This is a genomic window from Heyndrickxia sp. FSL W8-0496 (assembly GCF_038007825.1).
GTDB classification, from domain to species: Bacteria; Bacillota; Bacilli; order Bacillales; family Bacillaceae_C; genus Heyndrickxia; species Heyndrickxia oleronia.
The window spans coordinates 3935694-3956333 of record NZ_JBBOXX010000001.1 but is presented as its reverse complement, the minus strand read 5'-3'; the positions used below and the strand labels follow the sequence as shown (position 1 = coordinate 3956333).

The 20640-nt window shown below is 34.7% G+C and carries 14 protein-coding genes and 1 riboswitch; of the genes, 8 read left to right on the top strand and 6 right to left on the bottom strand.

Going from position 1 to position 20640, the window contains the following annotated elements:
- Nucleotides 1-126: 126 nt before the first annotated feature.
- The 3 genes from NST63_RS20005 to NST63_RS19995 form a co-directional block, all read right to left on the bottom strand.
- A complete protein-coding gene (locus tag NST63_RS20005) occupies nucleotides 127-1539 on the bottom strand; it encodes a PQQ-dependent sugar dehydrogenase (protein ID WP_341043524.1) in 1413 nt (470 codons plus the stop codon).
- Between the two features lie 337 nt (nucleotides 1540-1876).
- Nucleotides 1877-2458 (bottom strand): hypothetical protein, encoded by a 582-nt coding sequence (locus tag NST63_RS20000; RefSeq protein ID WP_212945825.1) that lies wholly within the window; start codon nucleotides 2456-2458, stop codon nucleotides 1877-1879.
- 135 nt (nucleotides 2459-2593) lie between these two features.
- The gene (locus tag NST63_RS19995) at nucleotides 2594-4018 is read right to left on the bottom strand and encodes a vWA domain-containing protein (protein ID WP_341043523.1); all 1425 of its coding nucleotides are present in this window, start codon (nucleotides 4016-4018) and stop codon (nucleotides 2594-2596) included.
- A 368-nt stretch (nucleotides 4019-4386) separates the two neighbouring features.
- Between NST63_RS19995 and NST63_RS19990 the strand changes: the two genes are divergently transcribed.
- From NST63_RS19990 to NST63_RS19975, 4 genes are all read left to right on the top strand, one after another.
- Nucleotides 4387-6033, top strand: coding sequence for a restriction endonuclease (locus NST63_RS19990; protein WP_341043522.1), 1647 nt, complete (start codon nucleotides 4387-4389; stop codon nucleotides 6031-6033).
- A 93-nt stretch (nucleotides 6034-6126) separates the two neighbouring features.
- Nucleotides 6127-6447, top strand: coding sequence for a nucleoside triphosphate pyrophosphohydrolase (locus NST63_RS19985; protein ID WP_341043521.1), 321 nt, complete (start codon nucleotides 6127-6129; stop codon nucleotides 6445-6447).
- 3 nt (nucleotides 6448-6450) lie between these two features.
- Entirely contained in the window at nucleotides 6451-7449 is a 999-nt protein-coding gene (locus tag NST63_RS19980) for an HNH endonuclease (protein ID WP_341043520.1), read from the top strand.
- An 86-nt stretch (nucleotides 7450-7535) separates the two neighbouring features.
- Entirely contained in the window at nucleotides 7536-10346 is a 2811-nt protein-coding gene (locus NST63_RS19975) for a DEAD/DEAH box helicase (protein ID WP_341043519.1), read from the top strand.
- Between the two features lie 19 nt (nucleotides 10347-10365).
- On the opposite strand, the gene NST63_RS19970 is transcribed toward NST63_RS19975, so the two are convergent.
- The gene (locus NST63_RS19970; RefSeq protein WP_058003313.1) at nucleotides 10366-10761 is read right to left on the bottom strand and encodes a (deoxy)nucleoside triphosphate pyrophosphohydrolase; all 396 of its coding nucleotides are present in this window, start codon (nucleotides 10759-10761) and stop codon (nucleotides 10366-10368) included.
- Between the two features lie 246 nt (nucleotides 10762-11007).
- On the opposite strand from NST63_RS19970, the gene NST63_RS19965 reads away from it, so the two are divergent.
- Together NST63_RS19965 and NST63_RS19960 are read left to right on the top strand one after the other, a co-directional pair.
- A complete protein-coding gene (locus NST63_RS19965; protein ID WP_341043518.1) occupies nucleotides 11008-12948 on the top strand; it encodes a DUF2075 domain-containing protein in 1941 nt (646 codons plus the stop codon).
- 517 nt (nucleotides 12949-13465) lie between these two features.
- A complete protein-coding gene (locus NST63_RS19960) occupies nucleotides 13466-15706 on the top strand; it encodes an excinuclease ABC subunit UvrA (protein WP_341043517.1) in 2241 nt (746 codons plus the stop codon).
- 228 nt (nucleotides 15707-15934) lie between these two features.
- On the opposite strand, the gene NST63_RS19955 is transcribed toward NST63_RS19960, so the two are convergent.
- The gene (locus tag NST63_RS19955) at nucleotides 15935-16429 is read right to left on the bottom strand and encodes a membrane lipoprotein lipid attachment site-containing protein (RefSeq protein ID WP_341043516.1); all 495 of its coding nucleotides are present in this window, start codon (nucleotides 16427-16429) and stop codon (nucleotides 15935-15937) included.
- Nucleotides 16430-16743: 314 nt separating this feature from the next.
- Between NST63_RS19955 and NST63_RS19950 the strand changes: the two genes are divergently transcribed.
- Both NST63_RS19950 and NST63_RS19945 read left to right on the top strand, forming a co-directional pair.
- Nucleotides 16744-17256, top strand: coding sequence for an Imm6 family immunity protein (locus NST63_RS19950; protein WP_212945829.1), 513 nt, complete (start codon nucleotides 16744-16746; stop codon nucleotides 17254-17256).
- Nucleotides 17257-17495: 239 nt separating this feature from the next.
- A complete protein-coding gene (locus NST63_RS19945; RefSeq protein ID WP_341043515.1) occupies nucleotides 17496-18191 on the top strand; it encodes a DUF6946 family protein in 696 nt (231 codons plus the stop codon).
- Nucleotides 18192-18460: 269 nt separating this feature from the next.
- Here the strand turns inward: NST63_RS19945 and NST63_RS19940 are convergent, their stop codons facing one another.
- Complete coding sequence (locus NST63_RS19940; protein ID WP_341043514.1) at nucleotides 18461-20065, bottom strand: M20/M25/M40 family metallo-hydrolase; 1605 nt, start codon at nucleotides 20063-20065, stop codon at nucleotides 18461-18463.
- Between the two features lie 404 nt (nucleotides 20066-20469).
- Nucleotides 20470-20556: riboswitch (cyclic di-GMP riboswitch) on the top strand.
- Nucleotides 20557-20640 lie beyond the last annotated feature (84 nt).

The window sequence follows — 20640 nt, the reverse complement described above, 5'->3', positions numbered from 1 at the left end:
GGGATGTGGAATCAATCTCCATATCCCTTTAGTATTTTTTGTATGGCAGAATCTAGGTTGGAAAAGTCGGTCGGACAATGGGGTCTATATGACCGATGTTTTGCTGTCTTATTTGGATTATCCAAATCACAAAACAATCTCCATCACCCTACCTTGGTTTAAATCCGTCACTTTTATAGAGCCATATACCCCTAAATAAAGTCTAGTTTGATCCATATTCGTTCCCAAACTAACATAATAAGCTGACTCTGAACCAAAGTCATCATCGGTTTCAATCACACTAAAATCATTTCCCCTCGTATAAGCTAGAACGCCTTTAATTGGAGGTCGTGCATCTTCTTTTTGGGCAAGATCGGTGAACACAACGCTTCCTTTTAAATATGGGATTCCATCTCCCATATAGGCTTGCACTCCTGTAAGTGCAGTTCCGGCAAACTTATCGGGGCGAGGATCTTTATGAAAATAACTAGTTAGAGGCTGAAGCCGACTCACTGAAGTTTTTACTGCTTCATTGTAATAAGCAATCGTTTTCTCCTTCAGAGTCGGGTCTGCAGAGCAATCCCTTATCGTTGAAGTTGGTAAAACACCTTCCCATCCCCGCCAGCCAAAGTTAATAAATCCTTTATGGTTAAGGGGAGATTTCGTTAAAGCAGCTTGAATGAGGTGAGTAACTGGTATAGGTTTATAATGGACGAAAGAAAAAATCGACTCGACCAAATCCTGTCCGACATTTCCCACATATTTGATATACTGATTCCCAAATCTTTGAAATGATATCCCTGGTATATTGCGAACTCCTTTGGCGATTACGGTAAGGGTTTCTTGAATGGGTACCGGCAGCTCATTAAAGCGTGTGACGACGGGTGGGTTATAGATACTCGTATCCTTATTAACATCGATTTCGATGATTTTACCGAATATCTCCATATCATCCTGACTTAAATTAAATGGATCATAGCCTGCACCACCATCTCCGTTTGTGAAAACAAGCTTTCCTGTTTCAGGTGAAAAGTTCAAGCTATTCACACCATTATGATTAAAGAACGGTCTTCTCAAGTTAAGTAATGTCCGTCGTTTTTGAGGCTGACGATTTCGTTGTAACACCCATTCTTCTACTGTATCAATATGCTCATACTGGGTCTCTCTATTTATCCACTTTAGGTTTAACGTGCTGGGATCACACGGGTCAGGCTTAAAGGGTTTAGGAAGAGCACCCGGTCCTTGTGTGCCTGCTACCGAATAATGTAGATAAAACAAACCGTTATAATAAAAATGTGGATGAAACGCCAGTCCCAGCAGTCCCCGTTCATCATAGCCACGACCCGAAACACCTGGTTCAGAGGAACCTAGTTTGATAACTTGAGGGCGAATATCTAAAAAAGTCCGAATATCACCGTTTCCTATGTAAAAGATCTCTCCGACCTGGGTTGCAATAAATAATCTTTCCATTGAGTCACCTGGAAGTACAGTCGTTTTCATAACAGTGGGCAAATTAATCTTACTAATAAGGGGCCGTAAACGAACCTTTACTTTGATCAACTCATTCACATCCTTTCTTATTTCTTTTTTATAAGAATATGATGAGAACGGTTCGACTAGTCAATAAATCATAAAGTTGAAAATATCTTTATTCAATATTTTGAGGGATTGTTAGAGGGAAATTAAATAAGTGGACGGTCACTAGTTTTTAAATCTAGTAACCGTCCACTGGATCCACTGTTTAGCATGTTGATGGAATCTGAGACTAATCGATGATCTGATGAAGAAATAACAGTCATATGAGTAACAAAATTTTTATTCCAGGTAGGTGGAGAAGGGTGGTACCTCATCCAGTATTGGTGTATGGTGAAGCGTAAAAGGAACCTGCTACTCCACATTAATCAGCCACGTTGACACCCATCGCATAATGACTGTTCGGTAAATAGTAAACTTCCAGTCTTTTTCCCTTCATATTTTTTTCAAAATAATCTTGGCGTATCCATAGATGGGTAGCTTGAATGGTTACATCTTCAAACATAATTTCATACACCACTCTCGGTCCAGACTCTGGGTTATCATACTCGACCTCTGTCGGGACGCCAATGATCTTTTCAAATTGCTTGTTTTCATAAGCGGCCTTATCTTTATAGATCATTTTCACATTTACCATGAGTTGAGTGGAAGCATAGAAAAAAGCGATGGTGATAAAAACACCTAACAGTTTCCAAATCCAATTGCGGGTCATAAAAATTAATGTGATAAAGATCGAACAGAAAACAAATGTGAAACAAACACCACTAATCAGCTGAATGATCTCATGAACGATCCAATCATTTTTGAAGAAAAATGAAATTCCAAAAATGATAAGCGTCAAAATGAAAAATATGAGGCACAGGATCATAAAGAACATGCCAATTCGTTCCCCTAAGGTCTTTACATTATTTATGGTGAACAATCGATTGATAAACTTTGGTTTCATCGCTTTCACCCTTTCTATGAGAAACTAGTTACTAATTATACGTTCCATTTGCAAAAAGGTTTTAAACATTCACGATGATGGTCCAAGCTTTTTTAAATCCTTCCAACTAATCTAGAGAAGCAGAAGAACCGTCCCCTACCACGTTTTGCCGCTTTCTTTTCTGAGTTTCCACATTCTATCTGTCCATTCTTTTACCTTTTTATCGATTTCACTGGCTCTGTCATTGATTTCGTTATATTTTTCTTGAGATAGTTGGGAAGCAATATTTCGTAATTGTTCGTTTCTTTCCGATTTCCAATCTCGGAGGGTGGACGATGTTTCCGAATCGATCCACTGGTTTTCCTCCATTAACTGGATGGCTTGCGTAAACCTATCATTTTCTCGTGATATCACATTTTTCAAAGGTTCACTTAGCGTATCAACTCGTTTTTGCTCCGCTAAAATTTCCCATGGACCAGGAGCCTTTGTAAATGACCATGCAAGATCACCCGCGGAAGGTAGCCATTGTGTTTCTATTGTTTTGCTTAAGTCATTTGGATTATTAGCAGAATAATACTTGCCGTTTCCTGCTTCTGCTACTTTCTTTAATTGATCTTCTGATTTTGAATCTACATCAAAGCCGATAATGTTTACTTTATACTCACTATTTTCAGATGCGAATGCTTCCGCTTCTTTGACCGGATTTCCTTCGCAAGTTTCTGCACCGTCACTGACGATATAAATGGTCGTATCAGCATCATAGGCTTTAGACATTTCCTTCGCTTTCTTTATCGCTCCTGCAAGTGGTGTCCAGCCTTTCGCTTGAAAAGAATTTACTGCTGTAACAAACTTTTTTTCGTCGTATTTCCCCATCGTATATTTCTCTTCAATGGCACTACATGATTTTTTCATATCTTTATCAGCTGAACTCCCAACATGACCATATACAATGAGAGAAACTTCACTGGATTGGCCACTGGTTTTCGCAAAACGTTTAACTGCATCTTTAGCAATTTCCATCTTCATTTTGCCGCCAACCTGTTGCAGCATACTTGAGCTCGCATCCAGTAATATGATTGCTTTTGAGCTTTTCGTTTCCCCAGTTTCTGTATTCGTCGTCTTCTCTGGTTCCGGCAAATCAGGTTCTTCAAAGTTAGGTGAAAATGCTTCTACCGGTTCAATGACATCCTTATAATAGGGACTTCCAAGTAAATAGATCATCCCTTTTTTTAGCATTTCCGGGTCCTTCGTTTCTTTAGCTAACGACTTTAATTGTCCGGTCAGCTTCTCCTTTTGTTCACTGTCCATTTCGGTCGGGAACAATGCCGTTTCTTTTGTTTCTTGTTCCTTCGTCGTATCTTTTACTAAAATTCCAGCTTTCTGCTCCTTTAAAGCCTCTATTGTCGAGTCCAACTTAATATCGTTTAGGTTTGATTGCCAATTATTCTCCTCTTTCTTTTGCGTCGCTGATGCCTTTTCTGTCTTTTTGGAATCAGTGTTTTCTTTATTGGAGACTTTTTCACCCTGGCAGCCAACAAGCAGCAAAAAAACGATGATTAAAATTCCTAACAGCTTTTTCATATCCCCACTCCCCTGTAAGCAAAAAGTATTAGATTGTAGCACTAATAAATTGTGGATTATACTATATCTTCCAATTATAGCGAATTACTTTTCCTATTTTTTCTTATAATTAAAAATTGAAACTTAATACCTATGATACTAGGAAAAAGGTACTGTTTTAGTCGTAGAGAAAATATATGTGAAACCGAATCCAGCTCTTAAATGTGTACTATTATTTCTAGTTCCATCGCCCCTTGATTATGAACTAGTTCATATAACGTATATAATTTCTATTTTTCTTCCAAAATGTGTCGAAATAGTTAATTCCAATATTATATACTATAGATATCCAATAGTTTTCCAATAAGTAATTGAAGGAGGATTCCCTAATGTATTGGAAAGAAATTAAGCACGAAGGGTTACATAAGTATCGTGTTATAAAGGGTAATGATCAGTATGTTGTTGAACAAAAGGCACGTGTACAGTTGCAACAATGGGATGAAATGTGGGATAGGAAACAAGAAGCAGAAAGAAAAAAGATTGAACGTGAAAAAGCAGCAATAGAAAAGGTTCAGAAGAAGGCTATGGCTGAGCAACAAACACAGGATGCTATTGACGAACTAGAAATGATTGATAACACATTAATATATACTTTAGAAATAGATGATAGAATCGATTGGGATTCTTTAAAGGATCTATCAGATTTTAAAGATCCAAAACCCATAGCTCCAAACAAACCATTGTATTCTTCAGAACCACAAAAAGAGTCATACAAACCTAAACTTAAATTATGGGATAAGATTTTACCTTCAATTAAGCAAAAGAAAATTGATGAATCTATGAAGGTCTATGAAGAAGCTCTAGATATTTGGAGAAAGGAAACAGAAAAGATAAATTCTAAATATGAAAAAGAAGTAGATGAATTTAAGGAACGTTTAAAGAATTGGGAGGAAGAGAAAGAATCCTTTGAACGTGAACAGAAAGAAAAAAACGATGCAATTGAAAAGAAGAAAGAGCAATATTTATCAGGTGAAAGTGAATCAATTATTGATTATTGCGACATGGTATTGTCTAATTCAAACTATCCTGATTACTTTCCCCAAGAATTTGATATAGACTATAATTCTCAAAATAAAACATTAATTGTGGAGTATATTCTTCCTGACATTTCAGACTTGCCTACCCTAAAAGGGGTTAAATACATTGCTACAAAAGATGAGTATAAAGAATCGTATTTATCTGAGACTGTAGTCAAAAAAATGTATGATAAGTTGCTTTATGATATTACATTACGGACTATACATGAATTATACGAAGCGGATGCAATTAGTGCAATAGATTCAATAGTCTTTAATGGATGGGTAAATACATTGAATAAAGCAACTGGGAAGAAACAAGATATCTGTATATTATCGATTCAAACCAATAAAGAAGAATTTTTAGAAATTAATTTGAAGCTGGTTGATTCAAAGTCATGTTTTAAAAATTTTAAAGGTATCGGGAGTAGTAAATTATTTAGTCTAACACCAATTGCACCTATTTTAAAAATTAATAGGGAAGATAGTCGTTTCGTTGATGCATATAATGTCACTGGAAAGGTTGATGAGGATACTAATCTGGCTGCTATGGATTGGCAAGATTTTGAGCATTTAATAAGGGAATTATTTGAAAAGGAATTTAACACTTCTGGGGGAGAAGTAAAAATAACAAGAGCAAGCAAAGATGGTGGTGTGGACGCAGTTGCATTTGATCCAGATCCTATTAGAGGAGGTAAAATTGTTATACAGGCAAAGAGGTATACAAATGTAGTTGGTGTTTCAGCAGTTAGAGATTTATATGGAACTGTAATGAATGAAGGTGCAACCAAGGGTATATTAGTTTCAACTGCAGATTTTGGGCCAGATGCCTATAATTTTGCAAAAGATAAGCCGCTTACTTTATTAAACGGTAATAATCTTTTGCACTTGCTTCATAAACACGGTCATAAAGCGAAGATAGATTTAAAAGAGGCAAAATTAATAATGAAGGAAAAATAAATAATAAGTTAAGCATTATTCTTTATCAGGATAATTAGCAAGAAGAGGTTATAATGTGTTTTTTTATTTCTATCAATCATTTCGGGGGTCATTATGCCTACTTATAATAAACTAGTACGTGATCATATACCAGAAATCATCGAAAAACAGGGAAAACAGTGTTCTACAAAAATACTTGATTATGAAGAATACATAAAAGAACTAAAGAAGAAAAGTTTTGAGGAATTAGAAGAGTACATTAACGCTGAATCGAATAAAGCTGCTTTAGAGGAATTGGCTGACGTGTTGGAAATTATTCATGCATTAGCTAAATATCATGGTGCATCCATTGAACAGTTGGAAGAAATCCGTATGCAGAAGGAGACAGAAAGAGGCAGTTTTAATCGGAGGATTTTCTTGATTGAGGCAGATTAACCGATGCGCCATAAATTACAAATAGGTGAAATGAAAGCTAACTATTTAACTGATAAAGATATTTGGGGCTGTTTCAATTATATTTTTTCACCTCGTTCAAAGAATTCAACTACCTATAAATTTGTGTTGATAAAAAGTATTATTGAAAATTTATATAATGTGAATGCTCAGCTGGAATTGGGATATGGTCAATTATTCAGCAGCTTTGCAAAAATATATTGGAATCTAGTCATTCACCATGATTTTAATCAAATTAATGTGATTGGAAAAAAATCAGAAGTTCAAAACATCCTTTTAGATGTACAAACTAAGTATTCAATCCCAAATACAGTTGTATTCGATAAATTATCAAGTGAACTACAATTATATATTATTTTGAAAGTTAAAAAACGATGTAAATTAAATGTGATGGGTGCTATATACGGGGATACTAATGGAACAATCTATGATTTTGATAATAAAAAAGAATATCTGATATTAAACGGTTCATTTTATTCATTCATGCAACAATTTCAGAGGGTATTAACCTATTTAACAAACTACCATTTAGCGATGTTTCTAGAGAAATATAATGATCAAGGCGATACAACTAATCTTCTTTTAAAAGTTGAGAACGTATCAAGGCGATCTTCTTTAGCTCAGTTTTATCAATTATTAGAGTCTTACTTTAACAGAAACTGTTTCTATTGTGGGAAAGCAATCAAAAAGAAGGATGGAGTTCATGTAGATCATTTTATTCCATGGAGTTTTGTTCAAGCTGATCAATTATGGAATTTAGTTCTATCATGTAGGGTGTGTAATCTTTCTAAAAGTGATAGGTTAACAGATAATATATATTTAAATGCACTAATTGACCGAAATGATAAACTGCAAACTATTTCCTCGCTTCAAATGAGAAAAGATATGCAGATTTATACATCGAATAAATTGAAGCAGCTTTATCAATTCACAATTGATAACGGATACACAGATATCTGGCGGCCACAGAAGCTGGTAAATTAAGTGTGATGACTTAAATTTATACATTTTTAGATAAGAGATTAAGAGTTATTATACTAGAACTTACTTTGAATTTTTAGGAGTCCAACATGAATACTGGAAAAAAACTTATTGTGAATTCAACAAAGGGAAATCTATTAAATGAGCTTATTTCATCCATTCGAGAATGTGAACGTTTTTCTTTTAGTGTAGCATTTATTAATTTTAGCGGTCTACAGCTCTTATTGGACGCGTTCAAAGATTTTGAGGAGAAGGGAAGTAAAGGGAGGATCATTACCTCTACTTATCTAAATTTTACGGAATCAAAGGCATTAAAAAGGATAAGTGATTTTGATAATATCGATTTAAAAGTATTTGTAACTGATAGAGAAATTGGGTTTCATACAAAAGCCTATATATTTGAATATACAGATCATTATAAAGTGATTATTGGCTCTTCTAATATTACACAAAGTGCTTTAAAGAGTAATATTGAGTGGAATGTTGAAATTATCTTAAAGGATGATGAGTATTTTATAAAAGATGTTCTTAAGGAATATGATCTATTATGGAATAGTAGTCAAGTGGCTGATGATGATTTCATCAAGAAATACGAAGATTTCTTGAGTAAATTAACAAATAATAATCTAAACCAATCTATCATATATGAACATGCTGAATATATTGTTCCAAATCGAATGCAAAGAAGGGCAATGGAGAATTTAGAACGAATACGATCATTTGGGGAAGAAAAGGCACTAGTCATTGCTGCAACTGGTACAGGTAAAACATATATGTCAGCTTTTGATGTTAAAAGTTATGAACCGAAAAAGCTTCTATTTATCGTGCATAGAGAAGAAATTTTAATAAAGGCTAAAGAAACGTTTGAAACATTAATTCCAAATTTGGGTGTAACTTTTGGTCTTTTTACCGGAAATGAAAAGCAAAAAGACGCAGATTATGTATTCACAACAATACAAACTATTTCAAGATATTTTAGAGACTTCGATGCTAACGAATTTGATTATATGATTATAGATGAGGCACACCATGCAACAAGCCCATCCTATCAAACAGTACTTAATCATTTTAAACCAAAATTTTTATTGGGAATGACGGCAACACCAGAGCGGGGCGACCATCAAAATGTGTTTGATCTGTTTGATAATAATATAGCTTTAGAAGTTCGCCTTCATGAGGCTTTAGAAGATGAGTTAGTCATTCCTTTTCATTATTTTGGAATTACTGATATTGACGGGATTGATTTAAGTGATGTAAATTTGGATGATATAAATGAGATTACTAAACGGTTAAAGGTGAATGAACGGGTCGATTTTATTGTTGAGAAAATGAATTTTTATGGATTTGATGGGAAAAAGCAAAAGGGACTCGGGTTTTGTGCCAGCATTGAGCATGCAAAGTATATGGCCGAGGAATTTAATAAACGGGGATATAATAGTATTTGTCTTTACGGGCAGCATTCACCGGAAGAACGTTCCTATTATATTCACAAATTGGAAGATAACAACGATGATTTATCCTTTATCTTTTCCGTTGATATTTTTAATGAAGGAGTAGATATTCCTTCTGTTAATACTGTGTTGATGCTTCGACCAACCGATTCTCCGATTGTTTTTATTCAACAATTAGGACGAGGACTGCGTAAACATAAGAGTAAGAGTTTTTTAACAGTCCTTGATTTTATCGGAAATCATAATAAAACCTTTTTGATTGCTATGGCGCTAAATGGAAGTAGATATTATGATAAAGAAAGTTTGAAAGTTGCCGTTGCGACAGGATTTGCGAATATTCCTGGTTGTACTCATATACAAATGGATAGAATTTCTCAGGAGCGAATCTTATCACAAATTGATCAAGAAAATTTCAATTCAATGAAATATCTTAAAGAAGAGTACTTTGAATTTAAGAAAATGAATCAAGGTCATACACCATATTTATTAATAGATTATTTGAAATACGATGGTGCACCCGATCCAGTAAAGTTTGTAAATAAAGAAAAAACATATTTAGGGTTTTTAGCCAAGGTAGAGAAAGATAACCAATTGAAGTCTCTTTTACAAGATAATGACTTTGAAAATGTCTTAAAAGAATTGTCTAGCATGCTTCCTATAAAAAGGATTTACGAATTCATTGTGATTAAATACCTTATTAGGCATGAGACAATCACTATTGGAGAAGCTAAGAATGAAATTTTAAAAATGGTGAAATTTGTCGATGAAGACAGTATACATCATGCCTTTGAATACTTAAACCAAGATTATTATGATTCAGTACAAAAAAAGAACAAGTTGAAATTATTTAATTATATGAATGGATATTTAATTAAAACGGATAGATTTAATAATCTATTAAATAATATCGAATTTAAGAAATATATAGAGGATATTGTTACATATGGAATTTTTCGGTACGAAAAGGAATTTAAGCAAGAATATTATGGTGTACCTCATTTTAAATTATTCGAGCAATATCAGATGGTGGATGCAGCACTTCTTTCAAATTATCGAAAGATACATAGTTCGTTTAGGGGATCTGGTTTATTAACCAATGGTAATGACTATTTTCTATATATTGATCTTCATAAGGAAGAGAACATTAAGGAAAGTATTAATTATCAGGATAAATTTATTAATGAAAGATTATTTCAATGGCAAACGCCAAATAGTACAAGTCAGGATTCCGAAAGAGGAAAGAATATTCTTTATAATAAGCAGAGAGGAATTAATCTGCACTTATTTATCAGAAAGTACAAAGAAATTGACGGCAAGATTGAACCCTATATTTATATAGGCAGAGGAAATACAGTAGAGTTTGAAGGGGAAAAGCCTATTACAGTAAAATTTGAATTAGAATATCCGGTTCCATCCAGCTTGTATACTGAATTTACGAAAAAAGTATAGTCTTCTCCATGGGAGAAGACTATTTTTCATTTATGAGTTGGTTAACTGCTGGTATATCTGCGGGTGCCCATTTTAATGATTCTAAATTTTCTTTTTTGAACCAAACTAGTTTTGAATGTTCACTTGGAGTTGGAGTCCCTTCAATAATTTTACATTTAATAGAGATCAGGTTAATTATAAATGTTTCATATTCATGTATGTTTTCATTAAATAAATCAGTGATTTCAATCGTGCAATTTAATTCTTCTTTTATTTCACGAACTAGTGCAGAATAAATATCTTCATCTTTTTCCACTTTACCACCAGGAAATTCCCATCGATTTGGGATGGACATTTCTGGTGACCGTAATGCACACAGAATTTCGTTTTGCTCATTTTCAATAATTGCTGCTACAACTTTAACATTTTTTTTCATAATATCCTCCTACCAACAAAGCTTTTATTATCATAACATAGGGGCAAATTCAAAACTAATTTAAGGTTATTTTGATTGGAGATGTTGCTTTGTAACTCTAGGTTTCAGAAAAATGGGACTTTTGATCGGTTTTACTTTTTTATTAAACTGTGCTCCTGTATAATTTTTACTATGGATCCAATCGAATTAAAACTAGGCTCCATTTGATATATCAGTACAGTATAGTAACTAGGAGACATTGGTGAAATGATTATATACGAAGCAACTAAAACTGAATTTATCTCGGATGTAACAAATGAACTATTAGTTGAGCGCTTATATGATTCCTATCAAGAAAAAATTGGACGAACATCAAAACAGGAAATTCTATCATGGGAGAATTCACTTCAACGTATGTCGAACGTGATGCAAGATAAGGATATACCAGAGGATGCAGCGGTTGCAATTGAATTTAGAATTCCTAACACATCTAAACGGGTAGATTTTATTGTAGCTGGAAATGATGGGAATCAAGATCATGTTGTAATTGTAGAGTTAAAGCAATGGTCAGAAGTCGAAAAGATAATAGGAAAAGATGCGTTAGTAAGTACGTATCTTGGTAGGGGGAAAAGGGCGGTTACTCATCCCTCATATCAAGCGTGGACATATGCAGCTCTAATTAAAGATTTTAATGAAAATATCCAGGAAAAAAATATTGAACTAATACCATGTGCATATTTACATAATTATAGAAAAAGTGCCAATGATCCTTTAACTGATGAACATTATCAAGAGCACCTAGATAAGGCACCGGTTTTTGTGAAAGGTGAGATTCAAAAATTAAGAGATTTTATAAAAAAATATGTTCGAAAGGGAGATCATAATCAGTTAATCTATCAAATTGAGCATGGTAGAATCCGTCCTTCAAAATCACTACAAGATTCATTGTCAAATATGTTAAAGGGTAATGAAGAATTTATTATGATTGACGAGCAAAAAGTGTTTTATGAGGATGCCTTTCATCTTGCATTAGAATGTGTGGAAAGTGAAAAGAAACACGTTATGGTTATTGAAGGTGGGCCGGGGACTGGGAAATCTGTATTGGCTATAAATTTACTTGTAAATCTAATTAATAAAGATTTAATGACCTTATATGTTTCAAAAAATGCTGCACCGAGAGAAGTATATGCCTCCAAACTAAAAGGCACAATTAAAAAAACAGAAATAGATCATTTATTTAAAGGCTCAGGGAGTTTTACCGAGTCAAAATTAAATGAGTTTGATGTCATCATTGTCGACGAGGCACACCGGTTGAACGAGAAGTCTGGATTTTATGGGAATCAAGGTGATAATCAGGTAAAAGAATTAATTAATGCATCTAAATTTACTATCTTTTTTATTGATGAAAATCAAAAAGTAACATTAAAGGATATTGGAAGCATCGATTTAATAGAAAAGTATGCGAAAGAATTTAATGCAGAAATGATTAAAGGTGAACTAGTATCACAATTTCGTTGTGATGGATCAGATGCATATTTAGCTTGGTTAGATGATGTACTTCAAATACGAGAAACGGCAAATTCAATCTATTATGGTGTTGATTACGATTTTCGTATCTATGACAATCCCCATAATATGTTACATGAAATTGAGAAATTAAATTTAGTGAATAGTAAATCACGCATGCTGGCTGGATATTGCTGGGAATGGCCGACAGCACAAAGGAGTAATACAAACCATAAAGATATAGTGATTCCAGAATATGATTTTGAAATAAGTTGGAATTTACAAGATAGTATCTGGGCGATAGATCAAAATTCTGTTAGCGAAGCGGGATGTATACATACTGCACAAGGATTAGAATTTGATTATGTTGGGGTCATTATTGGACCGGATATGAGATTTGAAAATGGAGAGGTAATTACTGATTTTACCAAGCGGGCAAAGACTGATCAATCGTTAAAAGGGATAAAAAAAATGGCAAAGGATGATCCAGTAAAAGCACAAGCCATTGCCGATCAAATCATACGTAATACTTACCGGACTCTGATGACACGTGGTCAAAAAGGGTGTTTTATTTTTTGCACAGATCCTGAACTAAACGAATATTTCAAAAAACGTTTAAGGAAGAGTACCTCTTATGAAGACCTTTCGCCAAAATGGGATGTTAAGGTGGCTGAAGAAGTGAAGCTGTATGAAAAATTATAATCGTCACTTTTATAGGTATATGGAAAAGCACTCAATTTAATATGAGTGCTTATTAAATTAATGGTTAAAGATAGCTTTGGATATTTCTGGTTGTTTTTTTTTAGGTAGATACGTAAGTCCACAAATAACTGACAGGACCGAACAAGACTAAAATGTTTGGATCATTTTCGTATTACGTGAAGGAAAAAATTCTTGTGAGGTGGAAAACAGTAGAGAGGATTATGAAAGTAATATCGATCCCCTAAGATCTTTACAGTATTTATGGTAAACAATCGATTGATATACTATGGTTTCATCGCTTTCTCCCTTCCTATGAAAAACAAGATAATATATATACGTTCCACTTACAATGGTTTTAAAATTCACGATAATGGTCAAAGCTTTTTTACATCCTTTGAAACTAATCCAAAGAAGCAGAAGAACCGTCCCCATGCTTGCAATTTCAAATCTACTATTGGTATGATTGGATTTCCCAAGTCGAGCGTTTGAATATTTAATTTATAAAGGAGAGGATTGAATGAGGCAGGAGTTTATTGAGTTAATTAATGCAAGGGAAAACAATTTGAAAAATATTGATGTGCAGATTCCTAAAGGGAAAATTACGATTTTTACAGGTGTATCTGGTTCAGGTAAGTCATCGATTGTTTTTGATACGATTGCTCAAGAAGCAGGGCGTCAACTAAATGAGACTTTTAGTAGTTTTGCACGTCAGTTTCTACCCAAATACAGTAGGCCAGAGGTTGATGAAATCAACAATCTCTCCACTGCGATTGTAGTTGATCAAAAACGTCTAGGTGGAAATGCGCGGTCTACACTTGGAACGGCGACAGACATTAATTCCTTGATGAGATTGCTTTTTTCCCGTTTTGCCCAACCGGCTATCGGGTATGCAAATGCCTATTCTTTTAATGATCCTAGTGGTATGTGTCCGAAATGCGAAGGAATTGGAAAAATTATTACATTAAACACGGATGCTGCGCTGGATATGGAAAAGTCTCTAAACGAAGGAGCCATTCTACTATCGGGTTTTGCACCGGGTACATGGCAATGGAAAGCTTATGCTGAATCTGGCTTTTTCGACAAAGATAAAAAATTAAAAGACTATACAAAAGAAGAATTCGATCAATTGGTCTATGCAGAGCCACAAAAAGTAAAGTTAAATTACATGGGTAATGAAATGAACGCAACTTACCAGGGCATAGCAGTAAAATTTATGCAGCAAAATGTGAATAGAGAAAAAGAGACAACGAAAGCTGCCGCGAAGAAACTGAAAGATTATGCAATCACCTGTACATGTCCCTCCTGTGAAGGCACTCGATATAACGAGAAAGTGATGTCTTCGAAAATAAATGGCTATTCCATTTATGATCTAACAGACATGCAGTTAGATGAGTTAATGAAGATTCTAATGGAAATAGATGAACCCAATGCTAAACCGATTATAGCTGGTATTGTCGAACGGTTAAAAAGCCTGTGTGATATCGGATTAAGTTATTTGACTCTCACTAGGGAAACACCAACCTTATCTGGTGGTGAGTCGCAAAGGGTAAAAATGGTGAAATATTTGTCTAGCAACTTAACAGGGTTAATGTACATATTCGATGAACCAAGCACTGGACTTCACCCACGCGATGTTTATCGGTTAAATGAATTGCTTGTCAAATTACGTGACAAGGGCAACACCGTTTTAGTTGTGGAGCATGACCCGGATGTTATACAAATTGCAGACTATATCATTGATGTGGGACCGAATGCGGGCTCTGGTGGAGGCAATATTATGTATAGTGGCAGTTACCAGGGCTTATTGTCTTCTGAAACATTAACAGCGAAGTATTTAAGCAGCAAAACGGAAATCAATGCAAAACCAAGATCGGTTTCTGATTTTCTGGAAAGTAGAAAAAGCAACCTTCATAATTTGAAAAACGTCAGCCTTCGCATACCAAAAGGGGTTTTCACTGCTGTTACGGGAGTAGCGGGATCTGGTAAAAGTACGCTTGTCAATGAAGTCTTTGTAAAAGATTTTCCGGAGGCGATTCGCATTGACCAAAGCCCAGTCCATGCTAATATTCGTTCGAATCCAGCAACCTTTTCCGGAATTATGGATGCCATCCGCAAGGCATTTTCAGACGCTAATAATGTAGAAAGCGGATTATTTAGTTACAATTCAAAGGGTGCCTGTGAAACTTGTGGTGGAACTGGAATTGTCCAGCTCAATCTTTCCTTTATGGATGTTATGGAAGTAGAATGCAGTGATTGTAATGGCAGCCGTTTCAAGCAGGATGTGCTCCAATACTTATATAAGGGTAAGAATATTGTAGAAATCATGGAGATGTCCGTCGCTGAAGCTTTAGATTTCTTCGAAGTAAAAAGCATTCAATCCAAGCTGAAAAGCATGAACACAGTTGGTCTAGGCTATCTGTCATTAGGACAGCCACTCAACACATTATCTGGTGGTGAATGTCAAAGACTGAAACTAGCAAAGGAACTGAACACAAAGGGGAATATATATATACTTGATGAACCAACTACAGGATTGCATATGTCAGATGTCTCTAACATTCTGCGCATTATTAATAAACTAGTTGATAAAGGGAATACCGTCGTAGTCATTGAACATCATCTAGATGTCATCCGCAATTGTGATTGGATCATAGATTTAGGTCCAGATGGTGGTACCGCTGGTGGAGAAATCCTTTATGAAGGCCCACCAATGGGCATCCTGGATTGTGAGAAATCAGTAACTGCGAAGTATCTATAAGAAGTTATTGGACGGGTTCTTGTCCTTCCATTATGGAGGAAAGAATGCCGTCTGTTTTGTTTAGAGTTTATTAGATAAGAGTGATAGGTCATAAAAATAGATACAATTTTTTCTGTGCTCCTACGTTTGAATGTATTTTCAAACTCCTCAAGAAAGAAATGTGCTTAATAATTAAGAAGGAATCATATGCAAAAAGCACTCAATTTTTAAATGAGTGTTTTTTGCACACTAGTTGGTAATAAATGAAATTAATAAATACCTACCTTCTTTTTGTAAAAACTGAAAAACGATTTCAGAATTGTTTTGGGCGAATCCGACGGTTATAACATCATTTTCTAAATGATGAAACCTGTATTCAAAATGATTGTAATCAATAGATTGTAAGAAGGCTTGTTCATGAGCATCATCAAATATAAAAGTGTTCGTCTTCTGATTAATAGTCACATTCGAGTTCTTTATTGTTTCAAGATAGCTATAGTCTTTATTTATCATAGCTTGAATGGTTTTAAATGAGAGATTCATCGTTTCTCTCAATTGTTCAGAAGTAAGAGCTGGTCTTTCCTCTAGTTGTTTTTTTAATTCATTATTTTCTTGAGCTAATACGTCTGATTTACTTTCATTAGTACTACTTGTTTGTTGGGAGGCATTCCCTTTAACAGTATCCTTATTAGAGCAACCCACTAAAGCTAATAACAGAGTAAAAGCAATGATTATTTGTTTCACGATACACTTCCCTCCTTACTAGGGATTCTAACATAATGAATATTAAAAATCTTCAATATTTGATAAAGAAGCGAAAAAACATAAATGTATAACTGAAAATATGCTTCAACTATCCTCTTCTGATTAGAGATAGACCTTGATATCATGATACCGCTATTTAAGCTGCACTTGGATGTAAACAAAAAATGACCTTTCACCACTTCCAATGTTGCTGGGAAAGGAAAAGGAAAAAGAGCTTAATTGAAAAAAAGCATTAAAGTAACGGGTGGGATGTTTAAAAATGAAAAGTATATTTAATTTGTTGGAGGTTAATTATGGCTAATACTAGCTTTAGTAGTTTAACAGAAGATGGTAAAGTAATATTTTTTCTTGGACTTTCAGAAAAAGTTTTGTCGATATTTTCACAAAGGGAAGATCGAATTTTAGCCCAAGAAGTTATAAATAAATGTTGGGAGTGGCTAAAAAGTAAAGAAAATATAGGGGATATTCTTTATGAATTATTAGATAATGAGGAAAATGGTATAACAATAATTCAAGAGATGTCAGATAATGAATCAGATGTAAACGCTTGGAACTGCATTATTGATGCAGTTGCTTACACTTGTAGAAAAGCATTTGAAAGAGAAGATGTCAAATATTATCCAGAACCAATTGCTTTAGTTGATGATACTTTAGTAGACCATTTTATGGATTGTTTTGAAAGATGTATAGAGGATTCAGATAGTTATATTCAAAGGATAATTTTTTTCTTGGATAATTATAAGAATGGAAATATTGCGAGTGATTTGCGTACAGAAGTTTTAAGTGAATTAAATATACAAAATTAACTAACTCTATTATTTAACGAATTCTTTTTGATTAATTTAAAAAAGGTTGTCTGCAATTAAAAATAGGAGAGAAGAAGTTGAGCCTATTTGAGTAAAACAATATATAATTGGAATATATAAAAAGGAACAATAGTTTAATTCTACATTAGAAGCAAAAATTTAAGAACAATATAAGGATTGGAAGACATTTATCTTTTAAATCTATTAGTCAATAAGAAAACAAAATAGGGGAGAGAAAAATGGCTAAATTCTTTATTCCATCTCGAGGTCCTCTTTCGTGGAGAGAATCTCTTGCAGATTCAGACAAACAATGGAAAAAGGGGTATTCAGCTTATGAATTAGCTCATTGTTGGGAAGAAGCTACTAATCTTCCTTCTTGCGTGGATACGATATTTAAACAGAGCGAATTTCCTTTGTTCCACGATGTGGAGGTATTATTAGCATTCCCTGAGTATAAGGTACCTTTACCTGGTGGAAATGCAAGCTCGCAAAACGATCTTTATGTTCTTGCGAAGTCTAATAATGAACTATTAACGATAATGGTTGAAGGAAAAGTTTCAGAGCCCTTTGGGAAAACTGTTGAAAATTGGTTAGGTAAGAGTCCTAGTGATGGTAAACAAAAAAGATTAGAATCCTTACTTAATATACTGGGGTTACATAAAGAAAGTGTAGGTAATATAAGATACCAATTACTTCATAGAGCATCATCAGCAGTGCTTGAAGCAAGGAAGGTAAATGCTCGTCATTCTCTTATGCTTGTTCACTCATTTAGCGAAACTAGAAAATGGTTTGAAGACTATGTAAACTTTGTAAAACTGTTTAATTTTTCCCCGAATAAGGATGGAATTGTTGGTCCAGTAGAATTGAATGGAGTAAATATGTATTTTGGATGGGTTACAGGTGAAAAAACACAAAAAGAATGGAAGCATTTTTAGAATAAGTCCCCATCAAAGGATTTCTATTATTATTTATGTTTATGCTTCACATAAAGTGAGAATATCGGAGAAAATGTGTTTCAAGTATAGTGTTTGAAACACATAAAGCGAAAATATTGAAGAAAATGTGTTTCAGGTATAGTGATTGAAACAGAGAATACAAATGATTTAGGAAATCCTTTTCATTTAATTTGAAAAAGTTTAAATGCTCACAAACCAAAATCAAGGCCCGTGAGCATTCTTTATTCAAGATAATCCCCATCCAAAACTTACCTACCAAACAACCCCAAAATCAATTTCTCAACCAATACAGGAGTCCGCACAAACGCACTTTCCTTATGCAATCTCTCTGATAATTGATGTGCATCCTTACCAAAAGCACCCACATTAAGCACTGGCGCTCTAAGCTTTTTCATGTCCTCAAAGGGAATAAAATATCCATCTCCCCAAATCGGTGTGTTTTTCTCGTAACTTGTCCATCCATCGTTTTGGTCAGTATAGTTGACATAGCTTAAATCACATATTCCATTAAAATAGTTAACTGGCTTTAGTGGAATATTCATTTGCTCGGTCATTTCTGACAACAATTGAACGGCTTTTTGAATCAATGGGTTGTCTGATGAATTAACCGCTGGGTAATACGGTGGCGTGAATAAGAGTATGACCCCTGGTGCTAATTCCTGACAATTGTGCATGAGTTGGTCGGCAACAAAGAAGGATTGATCCCGTTCATCTAACTCATCTATTTGTAAGGCTTTCGAATGGATGGCATCAACAAATGGATCGCCAAACTTATCGCGGGCATAGGATTCAAGCTGTTCAAAGCGCAATACACGTACATCACCAATCCCTTGGATATTTTCTTGCTTACAAAGGGCTTGGTAGTTTTCATTGCAGCGAGAGACCGCTTCTTTGGCAACCTGCTCAAACCGATCCATGATGTCCTTTGCTGAGCGCTGCATCATAAAGACATTATAGAGTGCTTGGGCACGGGCTGGGGTTTGCGTCGAGTATGTTAGTTTTAAATCCTTTTGTTGTAGTGAAACAGGCAGTGGTGTTTTTTCTCCTAGATGTTCTTCCTGGAATAGGGGATTCCACTCCATTTGTTGATTGAAATAAGCGGCAATATAGTTGGCAGTCATGCCTTTTAATGGTTCACCGACATGTGTTTCCTTGCCATAAAATAAGGCGGATGGCATGATTTTTCCGATGGTTCCTGTATAAATATAGTAGTTCTCATCCTCTGGATTTTGGGAAAAGGAGGATTCACTATTTAAGAATAACTGATAGACAAGACCGTGTTCTTCACTTAGATTCACCAATTTTTTTACAGCAGCACGCATTCCTGATGAATTGACTTCTTCATCAGGAACCGTAACGAGCAATAGATTAATCGGCCACTCCTCGGAAATGGCTTTCTCGATCAGTCCCATATGAATGGCCAGCCCGATTTTCATATCCATTGTTCCGCGCCCAAATACATACTCACCTGATTCTAAATCCTTCACGGCATTTTTGGATAAGCGATCCTTATGCTGCTTGAGTGCTTCTGTCAATTGAAGTGGCTTCCGACAAATCGGCTGTAGCTGCCCATATTCTTCTGTTTCAACGGTATCAAAATGACTAATAAGAACCACCGTATCTGAAGCATGTTCATGTTTATATAGGGCCGTTAAAAAAGAGCGTCCTTTATCAATCGGATCTAATGTTAGATAATCAGGGTGTTCGCTGAAATATGGAAGGTGACTCATCTTTTTATGCAATTTTATCGAGAAGCGTTTTTCACCTTCTGAGAAGGTTTCACTTTCCCAACCGACAAGCTCATAAAGCAAGCCCTCTAAATCTTTTGGTGAGTTCCATAATAATTTGCTCATGGGAATCTCCTTTCTGCTAGATTACTAGTTAAAATCGTAAGGCAGCAGCTTACCCACCATCTTTTTTATAGAATTTAATCATTCTTAATATAAAAATCATTCTGAATATATCCATCTTACCAAGAACTTGTAAATAAATAAATATGCTTGAAGATCCCTTTATTCACGCTTGCTATCAAAACTTCAAGCTCATCATGCCAGCATAATCAGAAGGAGAGAAGCATTTGAAGATAGTTCAAACAGCTTAACACTAATCATCCTCTAGCAGGTTAAAAGTAATGATACTTAATTACTAGGCAAACCATATATAAATCAAGCGAAATAGTCTAATTCGACAAAAAATTACAAAAAATTCATATTGTAATAGTTCTATGTTATCATGAGTTTAGTACTACTTTTTAAAAAATTGAAAAAGGCAAACTTATCGAAAGGTAAGGACGCAAAGCTACGAGTCTAAAATCCTTAGGGATAATGATCGTCGGGTTGCCGAGAATAATGATAACAAGCGATTATTCGATGATCAGGCTATCCTTATCTATATTTGGGATAGCTTTTTTTATTGCACTCCTATGAAA